The following is a 19360-nucleotide window of genomic DNA, read 5'->3' on the forward strand; positions in this document are numbered from 1 at the left end:
GAGGAGCGCGAGGAGAACCTGCGCGAGGCGGGGGTGGAGTATCTGGTGGAATATCCGTTCAACCAGGAAGTCGCACATATGGACCCGGAACAGTTTGTTGCCGAGATTCTGGTCGGCAAGATGGGCGCAAAGGCGATCGTGTCCGGGCCGGACTGCCATTTTGGCTACCAGCGGAAGGGCGATGCTGAACTGCTTCGGAAACTGGCACCGAAATATGGATATGAGGTATCGATCGTTGAAAAGGCGATGGACGGCGATCGCGAGATCAGCAGCACCTATATCCGGGAAGAGCTGGCGAAGGGAAATATCCGCAAGGCGAATGAACTGTTGGGATACGAGTACCGGATCAGCGGACAGGTGGTACACGGGGAGCATTTAGGTTCCACCCTAGGTTTTCCGACGGCGAATATCCTGCCGGGAATCCAGAAACATCTTCCGGCGTTCGGGGTATATCTCTCCCGGACGGTGATTGAGGGTGCTTCTTATGGAAGTATCACGAATATTGGAAAAAAACCGACGATTGCCGGAGAACGACCAGCGGGGGCGGAGACATATATCTATGATCTGGATGAAAACCTGTATGGGAAAAAGATAGAGGTTCATTTTTTAGATTTTATGCGGCCGGAGATGAAATTTTCCGGGGTGGATGAGTTGAAGATGCAGGTTTTGAAGGATAAAGAGACCGGGAGAAAAATGCACGGAGCGGAACGATGAGAGTTCAGCTTCGTGCATTTTTTAAATATGATTCAGGTAGGTAGCTGCTTCCTCTGCCGCCAAATGGATATATTCATTCATTGGTAAATTCTGTGTTCCTACTAAAATATGGCGGCAATAGGAGCTTCCACTGACAGGAATCAGGATTTTCTGGGCGCGGCTTTGTCCGATGGCGGCTGCCATGGCGGGGGTGATTTCTCCTAAGAGGGAGTCTGCAATGACGATGCCGATTGGTCCGATGATTAGGTCGGCATCGCGGCAGGCGACGAGAACGGGGTTTTCTCCGGTGGCGCCCATGGCAGCTCCGGCTTTCATCATCGCGGCAGTGGCAGTGGTGTTGGCACCGAGCGCGAGAAGCGGCTGTCCGGGACAGAGTTTATGGATTTCTTCTACGAGGGCGCGCCCCATGCGTCCGCCCTGACCGTCGATGATAACAACTTTTTTCATAATGGATAACCCCTTTCCTTTTCGTAGGATTTTCGTAGGACAAGATAATAAAAAAGAATGTGCCTTGGCACATTCTCGCGCAGGAACGAAAATAAGAGGGTCTAAATCTGCCTTTTTGACAAAATAAACACCCCAGTATATCTTTCCTATAATATCATAGAAGATCAAATTTGAAAAGCGAAAAAGATCGATTTTTGTAAAATTTTTTGTTTACAAATAAAGCGCTTTCTATTATAATGCTGATAATGGCTAACTGGGGTCTGGCAGAGCTGCGATTGGCGGAGGCTGTCAGGATGACGGAAGATCAGACAGACGCGCGTGAAGGCACCGCGGAGGTGCTTGATTTTTAGTTGATCCGGGAGGCCGCTTTTTTAAAGCCAAAAAACAGCAGACAATGAGAGGGAGAAAACATGAGGAGAAATGACATTCACAAAGTATTGATTATCGGTTCCGGTCCAATCATTATCGGACAGGCGTGTGAGTTCGATTATTCGGGAACACAGGCGTGCAAGGCACTGAGAAAACTCGGCTATGAGATTGTGCTGGTCAATTCCAATCCGGCTACGATTATGACGGATCCGGAGACAGCAGATGTGACTTATATTGAGCCGCTGAACGTAGACCGTCTGACTCAGATCATTGAAAAAGAGCGCCCGGATGCGCTGCTCCCGAACCTGGGTGGACAGTCCGGACTGAACCTCTGCTCCGAATTGGCAGCAGCAGGTGTTCTGGATAAATATGATGTTAAAGTAATCGGCGTTCAGGTTGATGCTATCGAGCGTGGTGAGGACCGTATCGAGTTTAAGCATACAATGGAAAGCCTGGGCATCGAGATGGCTAGAAGTGAAGTTGCCTACAGCGTTGAGGATGCACTGGCAATCGCAGATAAACTGGGTTATCCGGTTGTTCTTCGTCCGGCTTACACCATGGGCGGCGAAGGCGGCGGTCTTGTATATAACGTAGAAGAACTGAAGACCGTGTGTGCAAGAGGCCTGCAGGCCAGTATGGTTGGTCAGGTTCTGGTAGAGGAGTCTATCCTTGGATGGGAAGAGCTTGAGCTGGAAGTTGTCCGCGATGCGAAGAACAACATGATCACTGTCTGCTTTATTGAAAATATTGATCCGCTGGGCGTACACACCGGAGATTCATTCTGTTCTGCTCCGATGTTAACCATTTCGGAAGAAGTGCAGAAACGTCTGCAGGAGAAATCCTACAAGATCGTAGAAGCAATCCAGGTAATCGGCGGTACCAACGTACAGTGGGCACACGATCCGAAGACAGACCGTGATATTGTTATCGAGATCAACCCGAGAACCTCCCGTTCGTCCGCACTGGCATCCAAGGCAACTGGTTTCCCGATTGCACTGGTATCAGCGATGCTGGCAACCGGTATGACTCTGGATGAGATTCCATGCGGCAAGAGCGGCACTCTGGATCAGTATGTTCCGTCCGGCGACTATATTGTTATCAAGTTTGCACGCTGGGCATTTGAGAAGTTCAAAGGCGCAGAGGACAAGCTGGGAACCCAGATGAAGGCAGTCGGCGAGGTTATGAGTATCGGAAAGACCTACAAAGAGGCATTCCAGAAGGCGATCCGAAGCCTGGAGAGAGGCCGTTACGGTCTTGGTCATGCGAAAGACTTCGATAAGAAGACAAAAAAAGAACTGCTTGCGATGCTGCATGTTCCGAGCAGCGAACGTCAGTTCATTATGTACGAGGCACTTCGTAAGGGCGCTACCGTAGACGAGCTGTTCGAATTAACCAAGATTAAACATTACTTCATCCAGCAGATGAAAGAACTGGTAGAAGAGGAAGAAAGCCTGATGCAGTATAAGGGCGAGGTTCCGCCGGTTGAGGTTCTCCGCCAGGCGAAGCTGGACGGTTTTGCAGATAAATATTTAAGCGAGCTGTTAGGCGTTACTGAGGAAGAGATCCGCGATGCAAGAACCAAAGAAGGTATCGTAGAAGGCTGGGAGGGCGTACACGTAAGTGGCACACCGGATTCCGCATACTACTTCTCCAGCTACCATATCAAGGATCAGAGTCCGTGCAGCGACAACAAGAAGATCATGATTCTTGGCGGCGGTCCGAACCGTATCGGTCAGGGTATTGAGTTTGACTACTGCTGCGTACATGCAGCTATCGCCCTGAAAGAGCTTGGATTTGAGACAATTATCGTTAACTGCAACCCAGAGACCGTATCTACAGACTATGATACCTCCGATAAACTGTATTTCGAGCCGCTGACTCTGGAAGATGTATTAAGCATCTATCACAAGGAGAAACCGCTGGGCGTTATCGCACAGTTTGGTGGTCAGACACCGCTGAACCTGGCAGCAGACCTGAAGAAATATGGTGTCAACATTCTGGGTACAACTCCGGAAACCATCGACATGGCAGAGGATCGTGACCTGTTCCGTGCGATGATGGATAAACTGCAGATTCCGATGCCGGAGTCAGGCATGGCAGTTACTGTAGAAGATGCATTGGAGATTGCTAATAAGATCGGTTATCCGGTTATGGTTCGTCCGTCCTATGTACTTGGCGGCCGCGGCATGGAGGTTGTTCATGACGATGAAGCGATGACCTTCTATATGAGAGCAGCTGTCGGCGTAACTCCGGACCGTCCGATCCTGATTGACCGTTTCCTGCATCATGCAACCGAGTGTGAAGCAGATGCGATCAGCGATGGCGAGAACGTATTTGTTCCGGCAGTTATGGAGCATATCGAGCTGGCAGGTATCCATTCCGGAGACTCCGCTTGTATCCTTCCGTCCAGAAATCTGACCAAGGATCAGGTAGAGACAATCCGCGATTACACAAGCCGTATCGCAAAAGAGATGCACGTAGTAGGTCTGATGAACATGCAGTATGCAATCGAGGACGGCGAAGTATACGTGCTGGAGGCAAACCCGAGAGCATCCCGTACCGTGCCGCTGGTATCTAAAGTATGCAACATCAAGATGGTAAAACTGGCAACGGATATCATGACTTCCTACTTAACAGGCCGTCCGTCACCGGTTCCGGCACTGAAAGAGAAGAAGATTCCGCACTACGGTGTTAAGATGCCGGTATTCCCGTTCAAGATGTTCCCGGAGGTTGACCCGGTACTTGGACCGGAGATGCGTTCCACCGGTGAGGTTCTTGGTATGTCCACCAGCGTTGGTGAGGCTATCTACAAGGCACAGGAAGCAACCCAGACACGTCTTCCTTCTTCCGGAACTGTCCTCCTGAGTGTCAATGACAAGGATAAGATAGAGCTTATCGAGGTTGCAAGAGGCTTCTACGAGTGTGGCTTTACCCTGATGGGTACAGGCAGAACCTGTGATGTGATGGTAGCAGCAGGACTTCCGGCTGAGAAGGTATGCAAGATCAACGAAGGCCGTCCGAACATTTTAGATAAAATTACCAACGGAGAAGTGGCAATCATCATCAATACCCCGAACGATAAGAAGGGCAGAGGCGATGATAGCTACATCCGTAAGGCAGCTGTAAAGGCGAAGATTCCGTACTTCACCAACATGGCAGCAGCAAAGGCTACCGTACAGGCTCTGAGAAGTATCAAGAAGAACGGACATCTGGAGGTTAAGTCCCTGCAGGAGTTCCATAGCGAGATTCAGTAAATAAAAATAAAAGGGTAAAATCCATTGTTACAAAGTCGTTTCAGTGGATTTTACCGTGACAGTGAATTAATTGAGCTGTTATAGAAAAGAGCGTCTGCCCGGCTGTGAATGCGGGGCTGGCGCTCTTTTAATTGCAGATTAGGAATTTTCTGAACTGAAAATTCCGTATGATATCGTATCGATAGCAGATTTTGCCGATTTTAAATGCGAAGCATCGGCACAATCCCGTTGCTGTGCACGGAATGAGTGAGCAGCAACGAATATGTCAGCTTCGCTGACCAGAATCACGCGCCAAGTCTAACGGACGTTCGGCTTGAAATACGAGATGAAGCAGCCAGGCACCCAGGATGATCGAAAGCACGTACACTGCATTTCCGGCAAAAATTCCAAATTTAGCAGCGATCTGGGAGTACACAATCTGCGTGGTCGCGTAGTACGGCGTGATATAAAACATATCCGCGTTTCCATACGGATGCGAGGTAACATTGATGATGGTTGCGATGACACATCCGACCGCAAATACAGCTGTAGACTGCCAAAATCCTTTGGCGGTTGGTAGCACCATGCGGGAAAAGGCGATGAGCAGTCCGATGAAGATCAGAAGGATATGCCAGATAAATCCATGCAGGGTCAGCGTCCAGTACGGGTGCATCAGACCGGACGGATCGACGAACACCATGACGGCACCGAGCAGGTTGTAATTATACATAAAAGTGCAAAAAATACGTTGATATTTATGCGGAACAAAGGGCAGCAGCAGGCAGAGGTACATCGGCAGGCTGCAGAGCTGGAATGGAAAATACCACCAGTCGTAGTGCCGGTTGTTTTCTATGTAATAGAGAAAAAGCTGTTTGTAGACCTCGGAAAATGCCAGAAAAACACCGCAGGCAAAGAGCAGATGCAGACGGAACGCTTCGGAGCGCGTCCGCAATTTCCATGCGGCAAAGGCAGCGAGCGGGATGCCGATCAGCATAAATACTAAATGAAAGGGAGACCAGACTGCGGGCGGTGTCATGGACCAGGCAGTTAAGGTAAGTAGACGGGAAATCATAAAAAGCCTTCTTTCGTAATAAAACCTAAGGAATGGTTCCGTATCTTGTGAATCAGGTGCGATTTCTTTGTTCCATGGGAAATTGTGTCCTATGAAATAAAAAACGCGAAGCCGATGCCCAGTACAGAGAAAACGGTACAGAATAGTTATAGTACGAAATATTAGATTTGCCAAGAATTAACAACAAGATCTGCCCGTAACTGGAACCGTACAAATTGGAAAAGAATGCATAATCATACAAAACCCTGTAAAAAACAGGAATTCAGGCTTGATTATTTATAAAAATGCGGTATAATGTATTCCTAGATACGGTAATAAAAGTAAGGATATTCGTATTTACTGCATAAAAATACAAAAGCAGCGAATAGAAATGAGGAGGAATTTATTATGAAAAAGAAATTAGCAGCAATCGCTATGGCAACTGCTATGGCAGCATCGTTAGCAGCATGCTCTTCCAAACCGGCAGAGACAACCGCAGCCGCAGAGGAGAATGAGGAGACAACCGCAGAGGCAGCAGAGGGCAGCGAGGCAGCAGAAGCTGGCGACAGCGCATTTGCAGGAAAGACTCTGATTATGTCCACCAACGCTGAGTTCGCACCGTATGAGTACCACGATGGAAATGATATCGTAGGTATCGACGTAGATATTGCAAACGCTATCTGCGAGGATATGGGAGCATCTCTGGAAATCACCGACGTAGCGTTCGATTCTATCATTCCGGAGGTTCAGTCCGGCAAAGCTGATTTCGCAGCAGCAGGCATGACTGTTACCGAGGACCGTCAGACTCAGGTGGATTTTTCTGACACTTACGCAACCGGCGTTCAGTCTGTTATCGTAACAGAGGACAGCGACATCGCATCCCTGGATGATTTAAAGGGCAAGCAGATCGGCGTTCAGCAGGGTACCACCGGAGACCTGTACTCCACCGATGATTTCGGCGAGGAGAGCGTACAGAGATTTTCCAAGGGCGCAGATGCAGTACAGGCACTGTCTACTGGCAAGATCGATGCAGTTATCATTGACAACAAACCGGCACAGGTATTTGTAGACGAGAATGAAGGCTTAAAGCTTCTGGAAACACCGTACGCAGAAGAAGAGTACGCAATTGCAGTTAAGAAGGGCAATACAGAGCTTCTGGACGCTATCAACGCATCCATCGCAAACCTGAAAGAGTCTGGAAAACTGGACGAGATCGTTGCAAAATACATTACCGCTGAATAATTTGACAGAAAAAGCTACATCTGTTTGATTAAGAAAAAGGTTGCTGCAGAATGAAAAAGATGAAATTCGGCAGCAGCCCTTTTTCGGGTCTATATCATTTTACAAGGAGGAAAACGGATTGGAGAAACTCAAGCAGGCCTTATATTTAAACCTGATCAAGGATGACAGGTGGCAGTATTTGACAGGGGGCCTAAAAAATACCCTGATCATCACGTTATTTGCGACCCTGATCGGCATTGCCCTTGGTCTGCTGATTGCGATTGTCCGTGCGACTCACGACAAAACCGGTAAAATGAAATTTTTAAATGGTGTCTGCCAGGTATATCTGACGGTCATCCGGGGAACGCCGGTTGTCATCCAGTTGATGATTTTCTACTACTGTATTTTTGTATCGCGTGTATTTGCCGGCGTCTTTGTCGGTGTGATCGCGTTTGGTCTTAACTCGGCGGCATATGTAGCGGAGATCTTCCGTTCCGGTATCATGTCGATCGACGAGGGACAGATGGAGGCAGGTCGAAGCCTTGGTTTTAACTATGTCCAGACGATGCGTTATATTATTATGCCGCAGGCGTTTAAAAACGTACTTCCGGCGCTCTGCAATGAGTTTGTTGTTCTTCTGAAAGAGACTTCGGTAGCCGGTTACGTGGCGGTGCAGGATCTTACGAAGGGCGGTGATATCATCCGTTCCAGAACGTATGACGCGTGGACACCGCTTCTGATCGTGGCTGCTGTTTATCTGGCGCTGACGATGATCTTCAACCACTTTGCACAGAATCTGGAAAGGAGCCTGAGAAAGAATGAACGATAACGTACAAAACGGAGAAGTGATAATTGACATCAATGACCTTTCCAAGGCGTTCGGTGATTTAAAGGTCCTGACCAATATTTCCACCCAGATACGCAAGGGGGATGTTGTCTGCGTGATCGGACCATCCGGTTCCGGTAAATCCACATTTCTGCGCTGCATGAACCTGCTGGAAACTCCGACCGGCGGACACATCTATTTTGAGGGAACGGATATCACGGATCCGAAGACAAACATTGACAAACTCCGTCAGAAAATGGGAATGGTATTCCAGCAGTTCAACCTGTTCCCGCATATGACGATTCTTGATAATATGACGCTGGCACCGATGAAACTGCTCGGACGCCCGAAGGACGAGGCGGAGACGGAGGCATTGAAACTTCTGGAGCGTGTCGGATTAAAGGAAAAGGCATCCGCCTATCCGGGACAGCTCTCCGGCGGTCAGAAACAGCGTGTGGCGATCGTCCGCGCACTGGCAATGCATCCGGATGTGATGCTCTTTGACGAGCCAACCTCTGCGCTTGACCCGGAGATGGTAGGCGAGGTATTAAACGTAATGCGCCAGCTTGCCGAGGAACACATGACGATGGTCGTGGTTACCCATGAGATGGGCTTCGCCCGCGAGGTGGCAACCCGCGTCATGTTCATGGAGGGCGGTAACTTCATCGAAGAAAACGAACCGAAGGAGTTCTTTGAGCATCCAAAGAGCGAAAGATTGAAGGCATTTTTGAGTAAGGTGCTGTAAGGAAATTTAATATTAGGAAAAGTCCGGTAGGGAGAGAATGTCATAGAACATTTTCTTTCTGCCGGGCTTTTTTTATGCCTGTAATATCTTTATGCGTTTTCTATTATTCATCTGGTTCTTCTAACTTCTGTTTTGAAAAATGTTTATTTGGAAAGAAAAGTTGTTAAAAAAATTGCAAATATGTAAAACCAAATGAAATCTTCCATCGTCTTATTAGTAGAACAGAAGAAAAGGAGGAAGATTCTGAAAAGAAGGCGGAACAGAATGCTGAGACAAAGCTGGAAGAGACGTCGGATACGGAAAAAATGAAGGAGAAGGAGGATAAGCAGAAAGAAGAGAAAGAAAATACAGATGCACTCCAAGAAAAGCTGGATAGTGGGAAACAGGAGAAAAAAGAGAATGCGGTAGAACGGTCGGTTGAAAACATTAGAACCGATAGCGCTGAGGAAGCACTGCCATATGAGCTCGTGATTGTGGAGGCAGAGAAAAAATAAATCTATAATAAAGGGGAAAGAATTGCGGAAAATGGCAGTTCTTTCCCCTTTTATGGTTTTCACACGCCTGTGCCTATCACGTCACCACCCGGTCAATCACCGTCTGCTGTTCCTGACTCGATTTCATCAGGTACCCCCGGGTTGTTTCGATGCTGTCGTGTCCTAACAGATCCGCCAGCAGGGAAATATCGCCGCATTTTTCGATAAAACTCTTGGCAAACCGGTGGCGGAATGCATGTGGATGTACCATTTCCGGTGTCATGTGGTAGGAGAGGGCGATGGTTTTGAGCTGGCTGCGGATGCCGCCTGGAGAGATGGGGGAACCGAAGCGGTTGAGGAAGATGGGACCGTGGGATTTGTGGAGAAAGGAAAGCCATTTGAGGGTATCGGTTCGGAGTGACTGTGGGATGTAGATGCGCCGGACTTTATTTCCTTTGGAATAGATGTCCTTATAGCCGGAGAAAATATCTTCTGCCTGGAACTGAATCACCTCGCTGACCCGGACGCCGGTTGCCGCCATGAAACGGATGAGAAAATAGTAAGTGTACCGTTCATCCCGAAGCAGGCAGCGTTTCAGGTATTCATAATCCGCCTCGCTGATCATGTGATCCAGAGAGGTTTTCTGCTGGATTTTTACCATGGGAAGATGCCCGGGATAGAGCTTTTTAAAATCCAGGTAGGCATTCAAAGCCCGGATCCGCTGGTTGATGGTCTGCGGCTTGTAGTGCTCGAGCAGAAAGATTTTGTATAGCTTTAAATTGGGATAGGTAATGTCACGGTAATAGGTAAAATACTGCCGTACCGCATAAGTGTAAGAGCGGAGTGGCTCATCGGCAAGGTTGCGCGTGAGCAGGTAGCGGGCAAATTCGTCCGCGGCCTTTTGGGCTCTTGCAGGTGCAGCAGCACGCGTTTGACCGGAAAGGCGTGGAATGGCAGCAGAAGTTTGCCTGGATGAGAGGGGGAGAGTGTGCTTGTTATGAGTAGCGTGTGGAAAAATATGATTTTCTATCATTTGTGGCATAATATGTAGGAACCTTCTTTCTGTATCATTGAGAAACGTCCATTGGCACAGAAAGAAAACTCTGCCGAGGCGTGGAACACACCGGAACGGATGAAAGGATGAAATGGCAGAGAAATCAATCCGGAATGCTGCTGGACGTTACAAAAGTCAATTATACAGGATTTAAAAGAAAGCGGAGAAAAAAGTGTCTCCGGTGTCTTTATCATACGGATACATTCTTCGCAGTTTCATCGGTTTCACAGTTGAATTTCTTCATTAATTCCATCAGGCGGCACAGGCACTCGTCCATCGATGCCAGTTCTTCCGGGGTGTAAGCGCGCAGCCCAAACAGGGTGGAAGACAGCATTTCCTGCTTCATCTGGTTCATCATCTCACGGCCGGAATCGCAGATGCGGATGTAGACGCGGCGGCGGTTGGCTGTATCATGGATCCGCTCGACCAGACCGCGTTCCTCAAGAACCTTGATCATATGGGAGAGCTGCTGCTTTGTGATACTCAGCTTGTCCGCCAGCTCAGACATGGTATAGTCCTGATCTGCCCAGCTGTCGAGCGCGATCAGGGCGAAAAATGGAAGCGAGTTGACTTTCATATCATGGCTTGGCTGGTAGTGGCATTTTGCCAGGGAAAGAAAGCCGAGTGCAAACTCCAGGAAGTGGATACCGGTGTTTTTTAAAAGATTTGAATTTTTTTTGCCTGGATTCATAGGAAAACCTCCAAATTTAAATATCAAAGTAATAAAATGCGGTCCATTTCACAAACATAAATTGCAAACAAGGAAACATCAATTTACTTGTACTCTAGCACATCCAGACAAAAAGGTCAACAAATATAAAAAGTAAATAAATATTTACTATTGTGGATTGACAAATAACAAAGAATGCTGTATATGTTAATGTATCACGAAACGATGTGACAGAAACACAGAAACCATCTGTCACAGACTCACAATAAGGAGAACAATCTATGGTAGAGAACACGAACGGCGGCGGAAAGCAGCCGCCCAGAAAATCATTTTTATATTATTATGGATTGGTTATGCTGATTGTCATGCTGTTAAATATTTTCCTCTTTCCATCTATGATGGATCGGACGCAGCAGGTGCGGTTTGACCAGTTCAGCGATCAGTTGAAGGAAGATAATGTCGATGAAGTGTATGTGACGACGAACAATGAGATCGTTTATACGCTGAAAAATGACAATAAAAACACAGCGTGGAATGTCACCTACAAAACCGGCGAGATTCCGGGTGTCAATCTGTACGATCTGCTGGATGGTAAGGATGTGAAATACAGTGCGGAGATCAACACACAGGCATCCCCGCTGCTGAATTTCCTGCTGACCTGGATCCTGCCGCTGATTCTCTTTGTGGGAATCGGACAGCTCATGGGACGTTCGTTGATGAAACGGATGGGTGGCGGACCTGGCAACGCAATGACGTTTGGCAAGTCGAATGCGAAGATTTATGCAGAATCCGAGACGGGTATCACATTTGCAGATGTGGCTGGCGAGGAAGAGGCGAAGGATGCATTAAAAGAGATTGTCGATTTCCTGCATAAGCCGGAAAAATACTCGGAGATCGGTGCGGTGCTGCCGAAGGGCGCCCTGTTAGTCGGACCTCCAGGAACCGGTAAAACGATGCTGGCGAAGGCTGTTGCCGGGGAAGCACACGTTCCGTTCTTCTCGATCTCCGGTTCGGAATTTGTTGAGATGTTTGTCGGCATGGGTGCGGCGAAGGTGCGTGATTTATTTAAACAGGCCAATGAAAAAGCGCCGTGTATCGTATTTATCGACGAGATCGATACGATTGGTAAGAAGCGTGACGGCGCCGGCATGGGCGGCAATGACGAGCGCGAGCAGACGCTGAACCAGCTTCTGACTGAGATGGATGGTTTTGACGGTAAGAAGGGTGTTGTCATTCTGGCGGCGACCAACCGTCCGGAATCCCTCGATCCGGCTCTGCTTCGTCCGGGACGTTTTGACCGCCGGATTCCGGTAGAGCTGCCGGATCTGAAAGGCCGTGAGGCAATTCTGAAAGTCCATGGCAAAAAGGTTAAAGTGGATGAGAGTGTGGATTACAATGAGATCGCCCGTGCCACCAACGGTGCGAGCGGCGCGGAGCTGGCAAACATTGTCAATGAGGCGGCGCTGCGGGCAGTACGGATGGGACGAAAAACCGTGTCCCAGCAGGATCTGGAAGAGAGTGTCGAGACGGTTATTGCCGGATATCAGAAGAAGGATGCCGGTGTTTCCGGGGATGAGAAGAAGATTGTCTCCTACCATGAGATCGGTCATGCGCTGGTAGCGGCGCTGCAGACGCACTCGGCTCCGGTCCACAAGATCACGATTGTGCCGCGAACCTCCGGGGCACTCGGATATACGATGCAGGTGGAGGCGGATCAGCGCTTCCTGATGAGCAGGGAAGAGGCGTTCAACAAGATCGTGACACTGACCGGCGGCCGTGCGGCGGAGGAGCTGATCTTCCATTCTATCACGACAGGGGCTTCGAATGATATCGAACAGGCAACCAAGATTGCCCGTGCGATGGTGACGCGTTACGGCATGAGTGACCATTTCGGCATGGTAGCGCTCGAGACGGTCAACAACGCCTACTTAGGCGGCGATACTTCCCTGGCTTGTTCGGCAGAGACGGCGGCGAGGGTCGATGAGGAAGTGATTGCGCTGGTAAAGAGCGCGTATGAGAAAGCGAAAGCTATTCTTTCCGGGCATGAGGATAAGCTTCATGAGCTGGCAGACTATCTTCTGGATAAGGAGACGATCACCGGTGAGGAGTTTATGAAGATTCTGGAAGAGAAAAAGGAAGAGGGCAATGAGAACGCAGAGGCGTAATCAATGGTTTGTCATTTATAGCGATTATAGTTAGCAGAGTCAGAAAGGCAGATGTCAGGCATTTAAAGTGAGGTGCCGAGCATCTGCTTTTTAATTTCTTTTATATATTTAAGGAAGAAATAAAAGATATGTTTTTGAGATCAATCTGGCAGAATGCAACCGCAAACACCAGAACATGAAAATGGGGTTGAAATTTTATATATTAGTAAAAATAAAATATATGGACCATTACATAAGAAATTCTAATAGAATCATATTAATAAATATCACAGTAAAAATTATGTAAATTCCTTGAAAACCGTCTGTAAATATGCAATAATATTTCCTGTATCGATCCAAATTTTCAAGAATGCGGTTTTATTTTCGGATTTCAGGTTCTGCGAGGGAATTCTGACAAACGATGAGAAAGGGAGAGAACCGCATTCGCAGGCATTCTTAGGAGGAAATGTTATGAGAAAAGTAGTAAGCGTGTTACTGAGCGCTGCCATGGCGCTGTCCCTGTGTGCCGGCTGTTCTTCTTCGTCTTCTGATACAGCAGATACGAAGGCAGCGGAGGAGAAGGGAACTAACGCGGCAGACACAGAAGCAGGCGAGGCAGCAGAGGGCGTGATGCCGGCAGTTGCTAAAGAGGATCTGAAGGTCGGAGTGATTCATATTGGAAATCCGGCGGATGGTTCCGGTTACAGCTATACGCATGATCAGGGTATCGTAGCGATGCAGAAAGCCGTTGGTCTGGAGGATGATCAGATTATCCGCAAGAACAACGTAGCGGACGATGATCAGACTGCCATCGAGACAGCAATGCGCGAGTGTGTCGAGGAAGGATGCCAGATTATCTTCGCGACAAGCTGGGGCTACATGGATGCATGCGAGGCACTGGCAGAAGAATATCCGGACGTTATCTTCTCCCATGCAACCGGCTACAAATCCAACGGTGTGAACTTTAACAATTATTTTGGACGGATTTATCAGTCCCGTTACCTCACTGGTATCGCGGCTGGTTTAAAGACAGAGAGCAATAAGATCGGTTATGTCGGCGCCTGGGGCAAGGACAATGCCGAGGTTACCGGCGGATGTGACGCATTTGCAATGGGTGTATATTCTGTAAACCCGGATGCAACCGTTTACATCAAGACCACCAACAGCTGGTACGATCCGGAAGGTGAGAAACAGGCAGCCGTAGCCCTGATCAACGAGGGCTGTGATGTCATTGGACAGCACTGCGATACACCGAACCCGCAGCTGGCAGCTGAGGAAGCTGGCGTATTTGGTGTTGGTTACAACTCTGATATGAGCAAGGATGCTCCGAAGGCAGTTCTGACCTCCACCGTTTGGAACTGGGGCGCTTACTATACCAAAGCTGTACAGGATCTGATTGATGGTACATGGACAGGCGAGAACTACTTCGGCGGTCTGGAGGAAGGTCTGGTAGACATTTCCCCGTTATCTGACCTGTGCGTAGATGGTACGCAGGAAAAGATCGATGAGGCACGTGCGCAGATCGAGTCTGGCGACTGGGATGTATTTGACGGCGTGATCGAGTGCAACGACGGAACCACCGTTGGCACCGAGGGCGAGCATATGTCTGATGCAGATATCACAGGCAATATTCACTGGTACTTCAAGAACATCGTAGAGAAATAATCACGGAATTATATACCTGGAAGCGATGCTGAAACAGGTTCGGAAACGCTTCCGGGTGTTGCAGATTCCAAGAGTATATAACAGATAAAAGGAGGCAGCTTCAAATGGATCCAATTTCATTTGCGGCACCTCTTTTTTCTTTTTTTAGGAAATTGATTAAAAAATTGGTTAAATATTCATTTGAGGTGACGATATGACAGAACAGTATGCCATTGAGTGTAGGCAGATCACGAAAGTATTCGGAAGCGTCGTGGCGAACGATAAGATTGATCTGACCGTCCGGTACGGCGAGATTATGGCACTTTTGGGAGAAAATGGTTCCGGTAAGACAACGCTCATGAACATGCTTTCCGGTATCTACCACCCAGATGCCGGTTCGATTCTGGTTGGAGGAAAAGAAGTCTCCATAAATTCGCCGGTAGATTCGAGAAATTTAGGAATAGGTATGATTCATCAGCATTTCAAACTGGTGGATGTGTTCAGTGCGATGGATAATATCGTGCTGGGAACCAAGGGAAAACGGCTGGGAAGAAAGGCGTTGCGGGAAAAAATTGAAGCGCTTGGACAGTCATTTGGACTTGAAATTGAACCGGAGAAAAAGGTCTACGACATGTCGGTCAGCGAGAAGCAGACGGTCGAGATCCTGAAGGTATTATATAGAGGCGCCCAGATCCTGATTCTGGACGAGCCGACGGCAGTCCTGACGCCGCAGGAGACGGAGCGGCTGTTTAAAATCCTGCGCCGGATGCGGGAACAGGGCTGTGCGATTATTATTATTACCCATAAATTAAATGAGGTCCTTTCTATCAGTGACCGTGTCACGATTCTGCGAAAAGGAAAGAGCATCGAGACGGTAGAAACCGCCGGATGTGATGAGAAGAAACTTACGGAGCTTATGGTTGGACGACCAATCAGCCTGAATATCGAGCGCCCGGAGATGGAGAAGAGAGAGACTATTTTGAAGATTGTCGATCTGACCGTCGATAAGAGTGACGGCGGCGTGGCGCTGGATGATATTTCTTTTGAGATTAAAACAGGCGAGATTCTGGGCGTTGCCGGTGTTGCCGGAAGCGGCCAGAAAGAACTCTGCGAGACGCTGACCGGGTTGATGGACGCGAAAAAGGGCGCTATTTTGTACCGTAAGGAAAATATCATCGGTAAGACTCCGGCGGAGATCATCCGCCTCGGAATCAGCATGAGTTTCGTGCCGGAGGATCGTCTCGGCATGGGACTGGTTGCTTCAATGGGTATGGTTGATAATATGCTGCTCAAGTCCTATTCGGAAGGGAAAGGATTGTTTGTAGACCGGAAACCGGCGAGGGAGATGGCAGAACGCCTGATCGGAGAACTGGGAATCGTGACGCCGGGCGTTGATACGCCGGTGCGTATGATGTCGGGGGGCAATGTCCAGAAGGTACTTTTGGGACGTGAGATTGAGTCGAGCCCGCAGGTGCTGATCACGGCTTACCCGGTGCGAGGGCTTGATATTAATTCTTCCTATCTGATTTACGACCTCCTGAACCAGCAGAAGAAAAAGGGCGTGGCGGTTGTCTATATCGGCGAGGATCTGGATGTGCTTCTGGAGCTTTCAGACAGGATCATGGTACTCTGCCATGGAAAGATCACGGGTATCGTGGATGCGAAGAAGCTCACGAAAGAACAGCTGGGACTGATGATGACCGGTACTGAGGCGGGCGAGCTGGGGCTGGATAAGAGTATGGCATCCGAAAAGAAGGAGGAACAGGCATGAAAGAACCGTGGATCCGTGTTGTAAAAAAGGCGGAACTTGGAAAAAGAGAAACATTGATCCTCCGTCTGGAGGCGATCGTGCTGGCTCTGGTGGCAGGTGGATTCTTTATCCTGCTGATTGGGCAGAATCCATTTGTCATTTATCAGACGATTGTAACCGGAGCGCTGCGAAGCGAGATGGCGATACAGGCGACGGTCAAAATCATGATTCCACTTTTAATTGCGTCGCTGGGTGTGACGCTGGCATTTAAAATGAAATTCTGGAACATCGGAGCCGAGGGACAGATCATTATGGGCGGTATTTTTGCCTCGTATTTTGCACTGTTCCATGCGAACTGGAATCACTGGCTGCTGGTGATCGTGATGTTTCTGGCAGGCGCGATCGGCGGAGGTCTGTGGGGACTCATTCCGGCGTGGTTTAAGACCCGGTATGATACGAACGAGACGCTGTTTACGCTGATGTTAAACTATATCGCGCTGAATGTCATCGTATTTTTGAGAGAGGGCGCATGGCGTGACCCAGGTTCCCAGGGATATGCGAAGATTGCCCGTTTCAATAAGAATGCGGCGCTCGATAAGGTGTTCGGCATCCAGTTTGGCTGGGTGATTGCGCTGATTCTTGTGGTAGTGATAGCGGTTTACTTAAATCGTTCCAAGCAGGGATATGAGATCAGCGTCGTGGGAGAGAGCCAGGAGACAGCCCGCTATGCCGGCATGAATGTAAAAAAAGTGGTTCTGCGGACGATGTTTCTGTCCGGCGCTGTCTGCGGCATCGGCGGCATGGTGCAGGCGACCGGTTCGGATGTCACGCTGACGACGGCAGTTGCCGGAGGTGTCGGATTTACGGCGATCATCGTGGCATGGCTGGCACAGTTAAATCCGCCGGTGATTCTGCTGGTTACCTTTTTGTTCAGTGTGCTGGAAAAAGGAAGCAGCGTAGTTCAGTCTTCATTCGGATTGTCCTCGGACTGCGCGGATGTGCTGCAGGGAATCATCCTGTTCTTCATTCTGGGATGTGAACTGTTTATACGGTATCAATTTGTATTTCGCGGAAAAGGAGGTACACGCGCATGAGCAGCGAGATTGTAATTAAATTTCTGGTGGCGGCTGTATTGGCGGGTACGCCTTTCCTGTTTGGCACGGTTGGCGAAATTTTGAGTGAGAAGGTCGGACACCTGAATCTGGGGGTCGAGGGCATGATGTCGATTGGCGCGTGCGCCGGATTCATGGTCGGCTATCAGACGGATAACTTTGTTGCGGCGCTGTTAGCTGCGGCGGTGGCTGGAATGCTGTCGGCATTGATTTACGGTGTTTTGACTGTCACATTTATGGCAAATCAGAACGTAACGGGATTGACCCTGACGATTTTCGGCGTCGGATTAGCCAATTTTATCGGCGTCTTTATGCTGGAAAAATCAGAGAATGGCACCCTGAAACTTCCGGATGCGGTGACGGCACAGATGCGTAACATCCACATCCCGGGACTCAGTGATCTGCCGGTGGTCGGAGAATTATTATTTTCCTATAACCCGTTCGTTTATCTTGGAATCATCATCGCGATTGTGGCGAGTTTCTACTTATACAAAACACAGGTTGGTTTAAATGTGCAGGCGATCGGAGAAAATCCGGGCGCAGCAGATGCGGCAGGTATCGAAGTTACAAAGTGGAGATACATTAATATCCTGCTATCCGGTGCGATCTGCGGTATCGGCGGCGCATATTGCTCGATGATCATCAACGGCGGCGTGTGGCTGCGCGACAGCGTCGGCGGTCTTGGCTGGATTTCCGTTGCCCTCGTTATCTTCGCGGCGTGGAAGCCGATCAATGTTATTTACGGTTCCTTTATTTTCGGGGCGCTGCGCGTGCTGAAATACTATGTGCCGAAAAACACGTATGCGATTCCGACGGCATTTTTCGATGCCCTTCCGTTCATTATCACCGCATTGGTGCTGGTGATCGCGTCGATGCGTAAGAATAAAGGGGCACATATCCCGGCGCATCTGGGCGAGAATTATTTCCGGGAGGAACGGTAGGAAAATGAAGGGGAACTTATAGGATTTGTGGGAGGGCTGCAAAAAGTAGTCACATGAAATAATAAGGGAAGCCCTTGATAGGTGATGTCAGATGGCGGCTTGAGATGATAGGACGACATCAGAAATGATATAGAAATAATAGAAAAGACGGTTGTTTGTCAAAGATTTTAAAGGGATAGAACAGAAAGATCGGACGAAAACCGTCTTTTTCTGTTTGAAATGGAAGGAAAGGTTATAAAACGATGTGGCAGGTTCGGAAATTCAGAAGATAAAAGGAAGAATTTGAAAAATGAATTTCGGACATAGAAAGGCTGATGGGAGGAAAATCTATGGTTGCATCGAAACAGATTGCAGAAAATTATGTGGAGACGGGCAGAAAAAAGGCGGAACTTCCGGTGTCTCATATGCTGATACTCGGCTTTTTCGCCGGAATGTTCATCGCGCTGGCAGGCGCGGGGGCTTCGGTTGCCTCGGCAGCAATGACAAATGCCTCGGCATCGCGGATTGCTTCGGCACTCGTATTCCCTGCAGGATTGGCGCTGGTGGTCTGCACCGGGGCGGAACTTTTCACTGGGAACTGCCTGATGACGATCTCGGCGCTGCAGAAACGGATTTCCGTGGGCGGGTTGTTTAAAAATCTTCTGTTTGTCTATCTGGGAAATCTGATTGGCGCGATCTTTGTGGCGGTTTTATTTGTCTACGGGCATATTCCAAGCCTGTACGGCGGCGATCTGGCGCAGGTTCTTCTGAATACAGCCGTTTCCAAGGTGACCCTGACTCTGCCGGAGGTGCTGTGCCGTGCGATCCTCTGTAATGTGCTGGTTTGTATTGCAGTCTGGGCGGCGATGAGCTCCGAGCAGGTATCTGGCAAAATTCTGGCGCTTTATCCGCCGGTGGCGATTTTCATTCTCTGCGGCTTCGAGCATTGCATCGCCAATATGTTTTACATCCCGGCGGGGCTGATGA

The 19360-nt window shown here is 48.9% G+C and carries 17 protein-coding genes; 13 read left to right on the forward strand and 4 right to left on the reverse strand.

The genetic code is table 11. The features are described 5' to 3' along the window. Window positions 1-714, forward strand: a 714-nt coding sequence (ribF, locus tag QVO97_RS09765; protein WP_288189571.1) for a riboflavin biosynthesis protein RibF, incomplete at its 5' end; no start/stop codon positions are given. A 21-nt stretch (window positions 715-735) separates the two neighbouring features. Here the strand turns inward: ribF and QVO97_RS09770 are convergent. Continuing rightward, window positions 736-1161, reverse strand: coding sequence for a DUF3842 family protein (locus QVO97_RS09770; protein ID WP_022360144.1), 426 nt, complete (start codon window positions 1159-1161; stop codon window positions 736-738). 410 nt (window positions 1162-1571) lie between these two features. Here QVO97_RS09770 and carB point away from each other — a divergent pair, with 410 nt between their 5' ends. Then, window positions 1572-4784 (forward strand): carbamoyl-phosphate synthase large subunit, encoded by a 3213-nt coding sequence (gene carB / locus QVO97_RS09775; protein ID WP_022360145.1) that lies wholly within the window; start codon window positions 1572-1574, stop codon window positions 4782-4784. A gap of 265 nt (window positions 4785-5049) precedes the next feature. On the opposite strand, the gene QVO97_RS12790 is transcribed toward carB, so the two are convergent. After that, complete coding sequence (locus tag QVO97_RS12790) at window positions 5050-5493, reverse strand: hypothetical protein (protein WP_369678408.1); 444 nt, start codon at window positions 5491-5493, stop codon at window positions 5050-5052. A 27-nt stretch (window positions 5494-5520) separates the two neighbouring features. On the opposite strand from QVO97_RS12790, the gene QVO97_RS12795 reads away from it, so the two are divergent. The 5 genes from QVO97_RS12795 to QVO97_RS09800 all read left to right on the forward strand — a co-directional run bounded on the left by QVO97_RS12795 (window position 5521) and on the right by QVO97_RS09800 (window position 9100). Beyond that, on the forward strand, window positions 5521-5766 hold the full coding sequence (locus tag QVO97_RS12795) for a hypothetical protein (RefSeq protein WP_369678409.1): 246 nt from the start codon (window positions 5521-5523) through the stop codon (window positions 5764-5766). Window positions 5767-6222: 456 nt separating this feature from the next. Continuing rightward, the gene (locus QVO97_RS09785) at window positions 6223-7056 is read left to right on the forward strand and encodes a basic amino acid ABC transporter substrate-binding protein (RefSeq protein WP_022360147.1); all 834 of its coding nucleotides are present in this window, start codon (window positions 6223-6225) and stop codon (window positions 7054-7056) included. Between the two features lie 118 nt (window positions 7057-7174). Then, on the forward strand, window positions 7175-7864 hold the full coding sequence (locus QVO97_RS09790) for an amino acid ABC transporter permease (RefSeq protein ID WP_022360148.1): 690 nt from the start codon (window positions 7175-7177) through the stop codon (window positions 7862-7864). After that, the gene (locus QVO97_RS09795; protein ID WP_022360149.1) at window positions 7854-8606 is read left to right on the forward strand and encodes an amino acid ABC transporter ATP-binding protein; all 753 of its coding nucleotides are present in this window, start codon (window positions 7854-7856) and stop codon (window positions 8604-8606) included. The genes QVO97_RS09790 and QVO97_RS09795 overlap by 11 nt, the downstream gene beginning before the upstream one ends. 305 nt (window positions 8607-8911) lie before the next feature. Next, a complete protein-coding gene (locus QVO97_RS09800) occupies window positions 8912-9100 on the forward strand; it encodes a hypothetical protein (protein ID WP_022360150.1) in 189 nt (62 codons plus the stop codon). A gap of 76 nt (window positions 9101-9176) precedes the next feature. Here the strand turns inward: QVO97_RS09800 and QVO97_RS09805 are convergent, their stop codons facing one another. Both QVO97_RS09805 and QVO97_RS09810 read right to left on the reverse strand, forming a co-directional pair. Beyond that, window positions 9177-9740: a tyrosine-type recombinase/integrase gene (locus tag QVO97_RS09805; protein WP_369678410.1), complete on the reverse strand. Its 564-nt coding sequence runs from the start codon at window positions 9738-9740 to the stop codon at window positions 9177-9179. A 583-nt stretch (window positions 9741-10323) separates the two neighbouring features. Next, entirely contained in the window at window positions 10324-10824 is a 501-nt protein-coding gene (locus QVO97_RS09810; RefSeq protein ID WP_022360152.1) for a MarR family winged helix-turn-helix transcriptional regulator, read from the reverse strand. A gap of 260 nt (window positions 10825-11084) precedes the next feature. Between QVO97_RS09810 and ftsH the strand changes: the two genes are divergently transcribed. The 6 genes from ftsH to QVO97_RS09840 all read left to right on the forward strand — a co-directional run. Next, the gene (gene ftsH / locus QVO97_RS09815) at window positions 11085-12968 is read left to right on the forward strand and encodes an ATP-dependent zinc metalloprotease FtsH (protein ID WP_022360153.1); all 1884 of its coding nucleotides are present in this window, start codon (window positions 11085-11087) and stop codon (window positions 12966-12968) included. A gap of 450 nt (window positions 12969-13418) precedes the next feature. After that, window positions 13419-14612, forward strand: coding sequence for a BMP family ABC transporter substrate-binding protein (locus tag QVO97_RS09820; RefSeq protein WP_022360154.1), 1194 nt, complete (start codon window positions 13419-13421; stop codon window positions 14610-14612). 193 nt (window positions 14613-14805) lie between these two features. Then, the gene (locus tag QVO97_RS09825; RefSeq protein WP_022360156.1) at window positions 14806-16362 is read left to right on the forward strand and encodes an ABC transporter ATP-binding protein; all 1557 of its coding nucleotides are present in this window, start codon (window positions 14806-14808) and stop codon (window positions 16360-16362) included. Next, window positions 16359-17435, forward strand: coding sequence for an ABC transporter permease (locus QVO97_RS09830; RefSeq protein WP_022360157.1), 1077 nt, complete (start codon window positions 16359-16361; stop codon window positions 17433-17435). Before QVO97_RS09825 ends, QVO97_RS09830 begins: the two co-directional genes overlap by 4 nt. Continuing rightward, the gene (locus QVO97_RS09835; protein ID WP_022360158.1) at window positions 17432-18394 is read left to right on the forward strand and encodes an ABC transporter permease; all 963 of its coding nucleotides are present in this window, start codon (window positions 17432-17434) and stop codon (window positions 18392-18394) included. The genes QVO97_RS09830 and QVO97_RS09835 overlap by 4 nt, the downstream gene beginning before the upstream one ends. A 329-nt stretch (window positions 18395-18723) precedes the next feature. Next, on the forward strand, window positions 18724-19360 hold a 637-nt coding region (locus QVO97_RS09840), incomplete at its 3' end, for a formate/nitrite transporter family protein (protein WP_288189573.1).

Origin of the sequence: Clostridium sp. CAG:43, assembly GCF_000434655.1 — a bacterium.
Classification (GTDB): domain Bacteria; phylum Bacillota; class Clostridia; order Lachnospirales; family Lachnospiraceae; genus Otoolea; species Otoolea fessa.

Excerpts from the sequence above, each read along its gene's own strand:
- QVO97_RS09785 (WP_022360147.1), top strand. The coding sequence starts at position 6,223 with ATGAAAAAGAAATTAGCAGCAATCGCTATGGCAACTGCTATGGCAGCA.
- QVO97_RS09835 (WP_022360158.1), top strand. The coding sequence starts at position 17,432 with ATGAGCAGCGAGATTGTAATTAAATTTCTGGTGGCGGCTGTATTGGCG.
- QVO97_RS09795 (WP_022360149.1), top strand. The coding sequence starts at position 7,854 with ATGAACGATAACGTACAAAACGGAGAAGTGATAATTGACATCAATGAC.
- QVO97_RS09770 (WP_022360144.1), bottom strand. The coding sequence starts at position 1,161 with ATGAAAAAAGTTGTTATCATCGACGGTCAGGGCGGACGCATGGGGCGC.
- QVO97_RS09810 (WP_022360152.1), bottom strand. The coding sequence starts at position 10,824 with ATGAATCCAGGCAAAAAAAATTCAAATCTTTTAAAAAACACCGGTATC.
- QVO97_RS09820 (WP_022360154.1), top strand. The coding sequence starts at position 13,419 with ATGAGAAAAGTAGTAAGCGTGTTACTGAGCGCTGCCATGGCGCTGTCC.
- QVO97_RS09825 (WP_022360156.1), top strand. The coding sequence starts at position 14,806 with ATGACAGAACAGTATGCCATTGAGTGTAGGCAGATCACGAAAGTATTC.
- ftsH (WP_022360153.1), top strand. The coding sequence starts at position 11,085 with ATGGTAGAGAACACGAACGGCGGCGGAAAGCAGCCGCCCAGAAAATCA.
- carB (WP_022360145.1), top strand. The coding sequence starts at position 1,572 with ATGAGGAGAAATGACATTCACAAAGTATTGATTATCGGTTCCGGTCCA.
- QVO97_RS09805 (WP_369678410.1), bottom strand. The coding sequence starts at position 9,740 with ATGGTAAAAATCCAGCAGAAAACCTCTCTGGATCACATGATCAGCGAG.
- QVO97_RS09800 (WP_022360150.1), top strand. The coding sequence starts at position 8,912 with ATGAAGGAGAAGGAGGATAAGCAGAAAGAAGAGAAAGAAAATACAGAT.
- QVO97_RS12795 (WP_369678409.1), top strand. The coding sequence starts at position 5,521 with ATGCGGAACAAAGGGCAGCAGCAGGCAGAGGTACATCGGCAGGCTGCA.
- QVO97_RS12790 (WP_369678408.1), bottom strand. The coding sequence starts at position 5,493 with ATGTATAATTACAACCTGCTCGGTGCCGTCATGGTGTTCGTCGATCCG.
- QVO97_RS09830 (WP_022360157.1), top strand. The coding sequence starts at position 16,359 with ATGAAAGAACCGTGGATCCGTGTTGTAAAAAAGGCGGAACTTGGAAAA.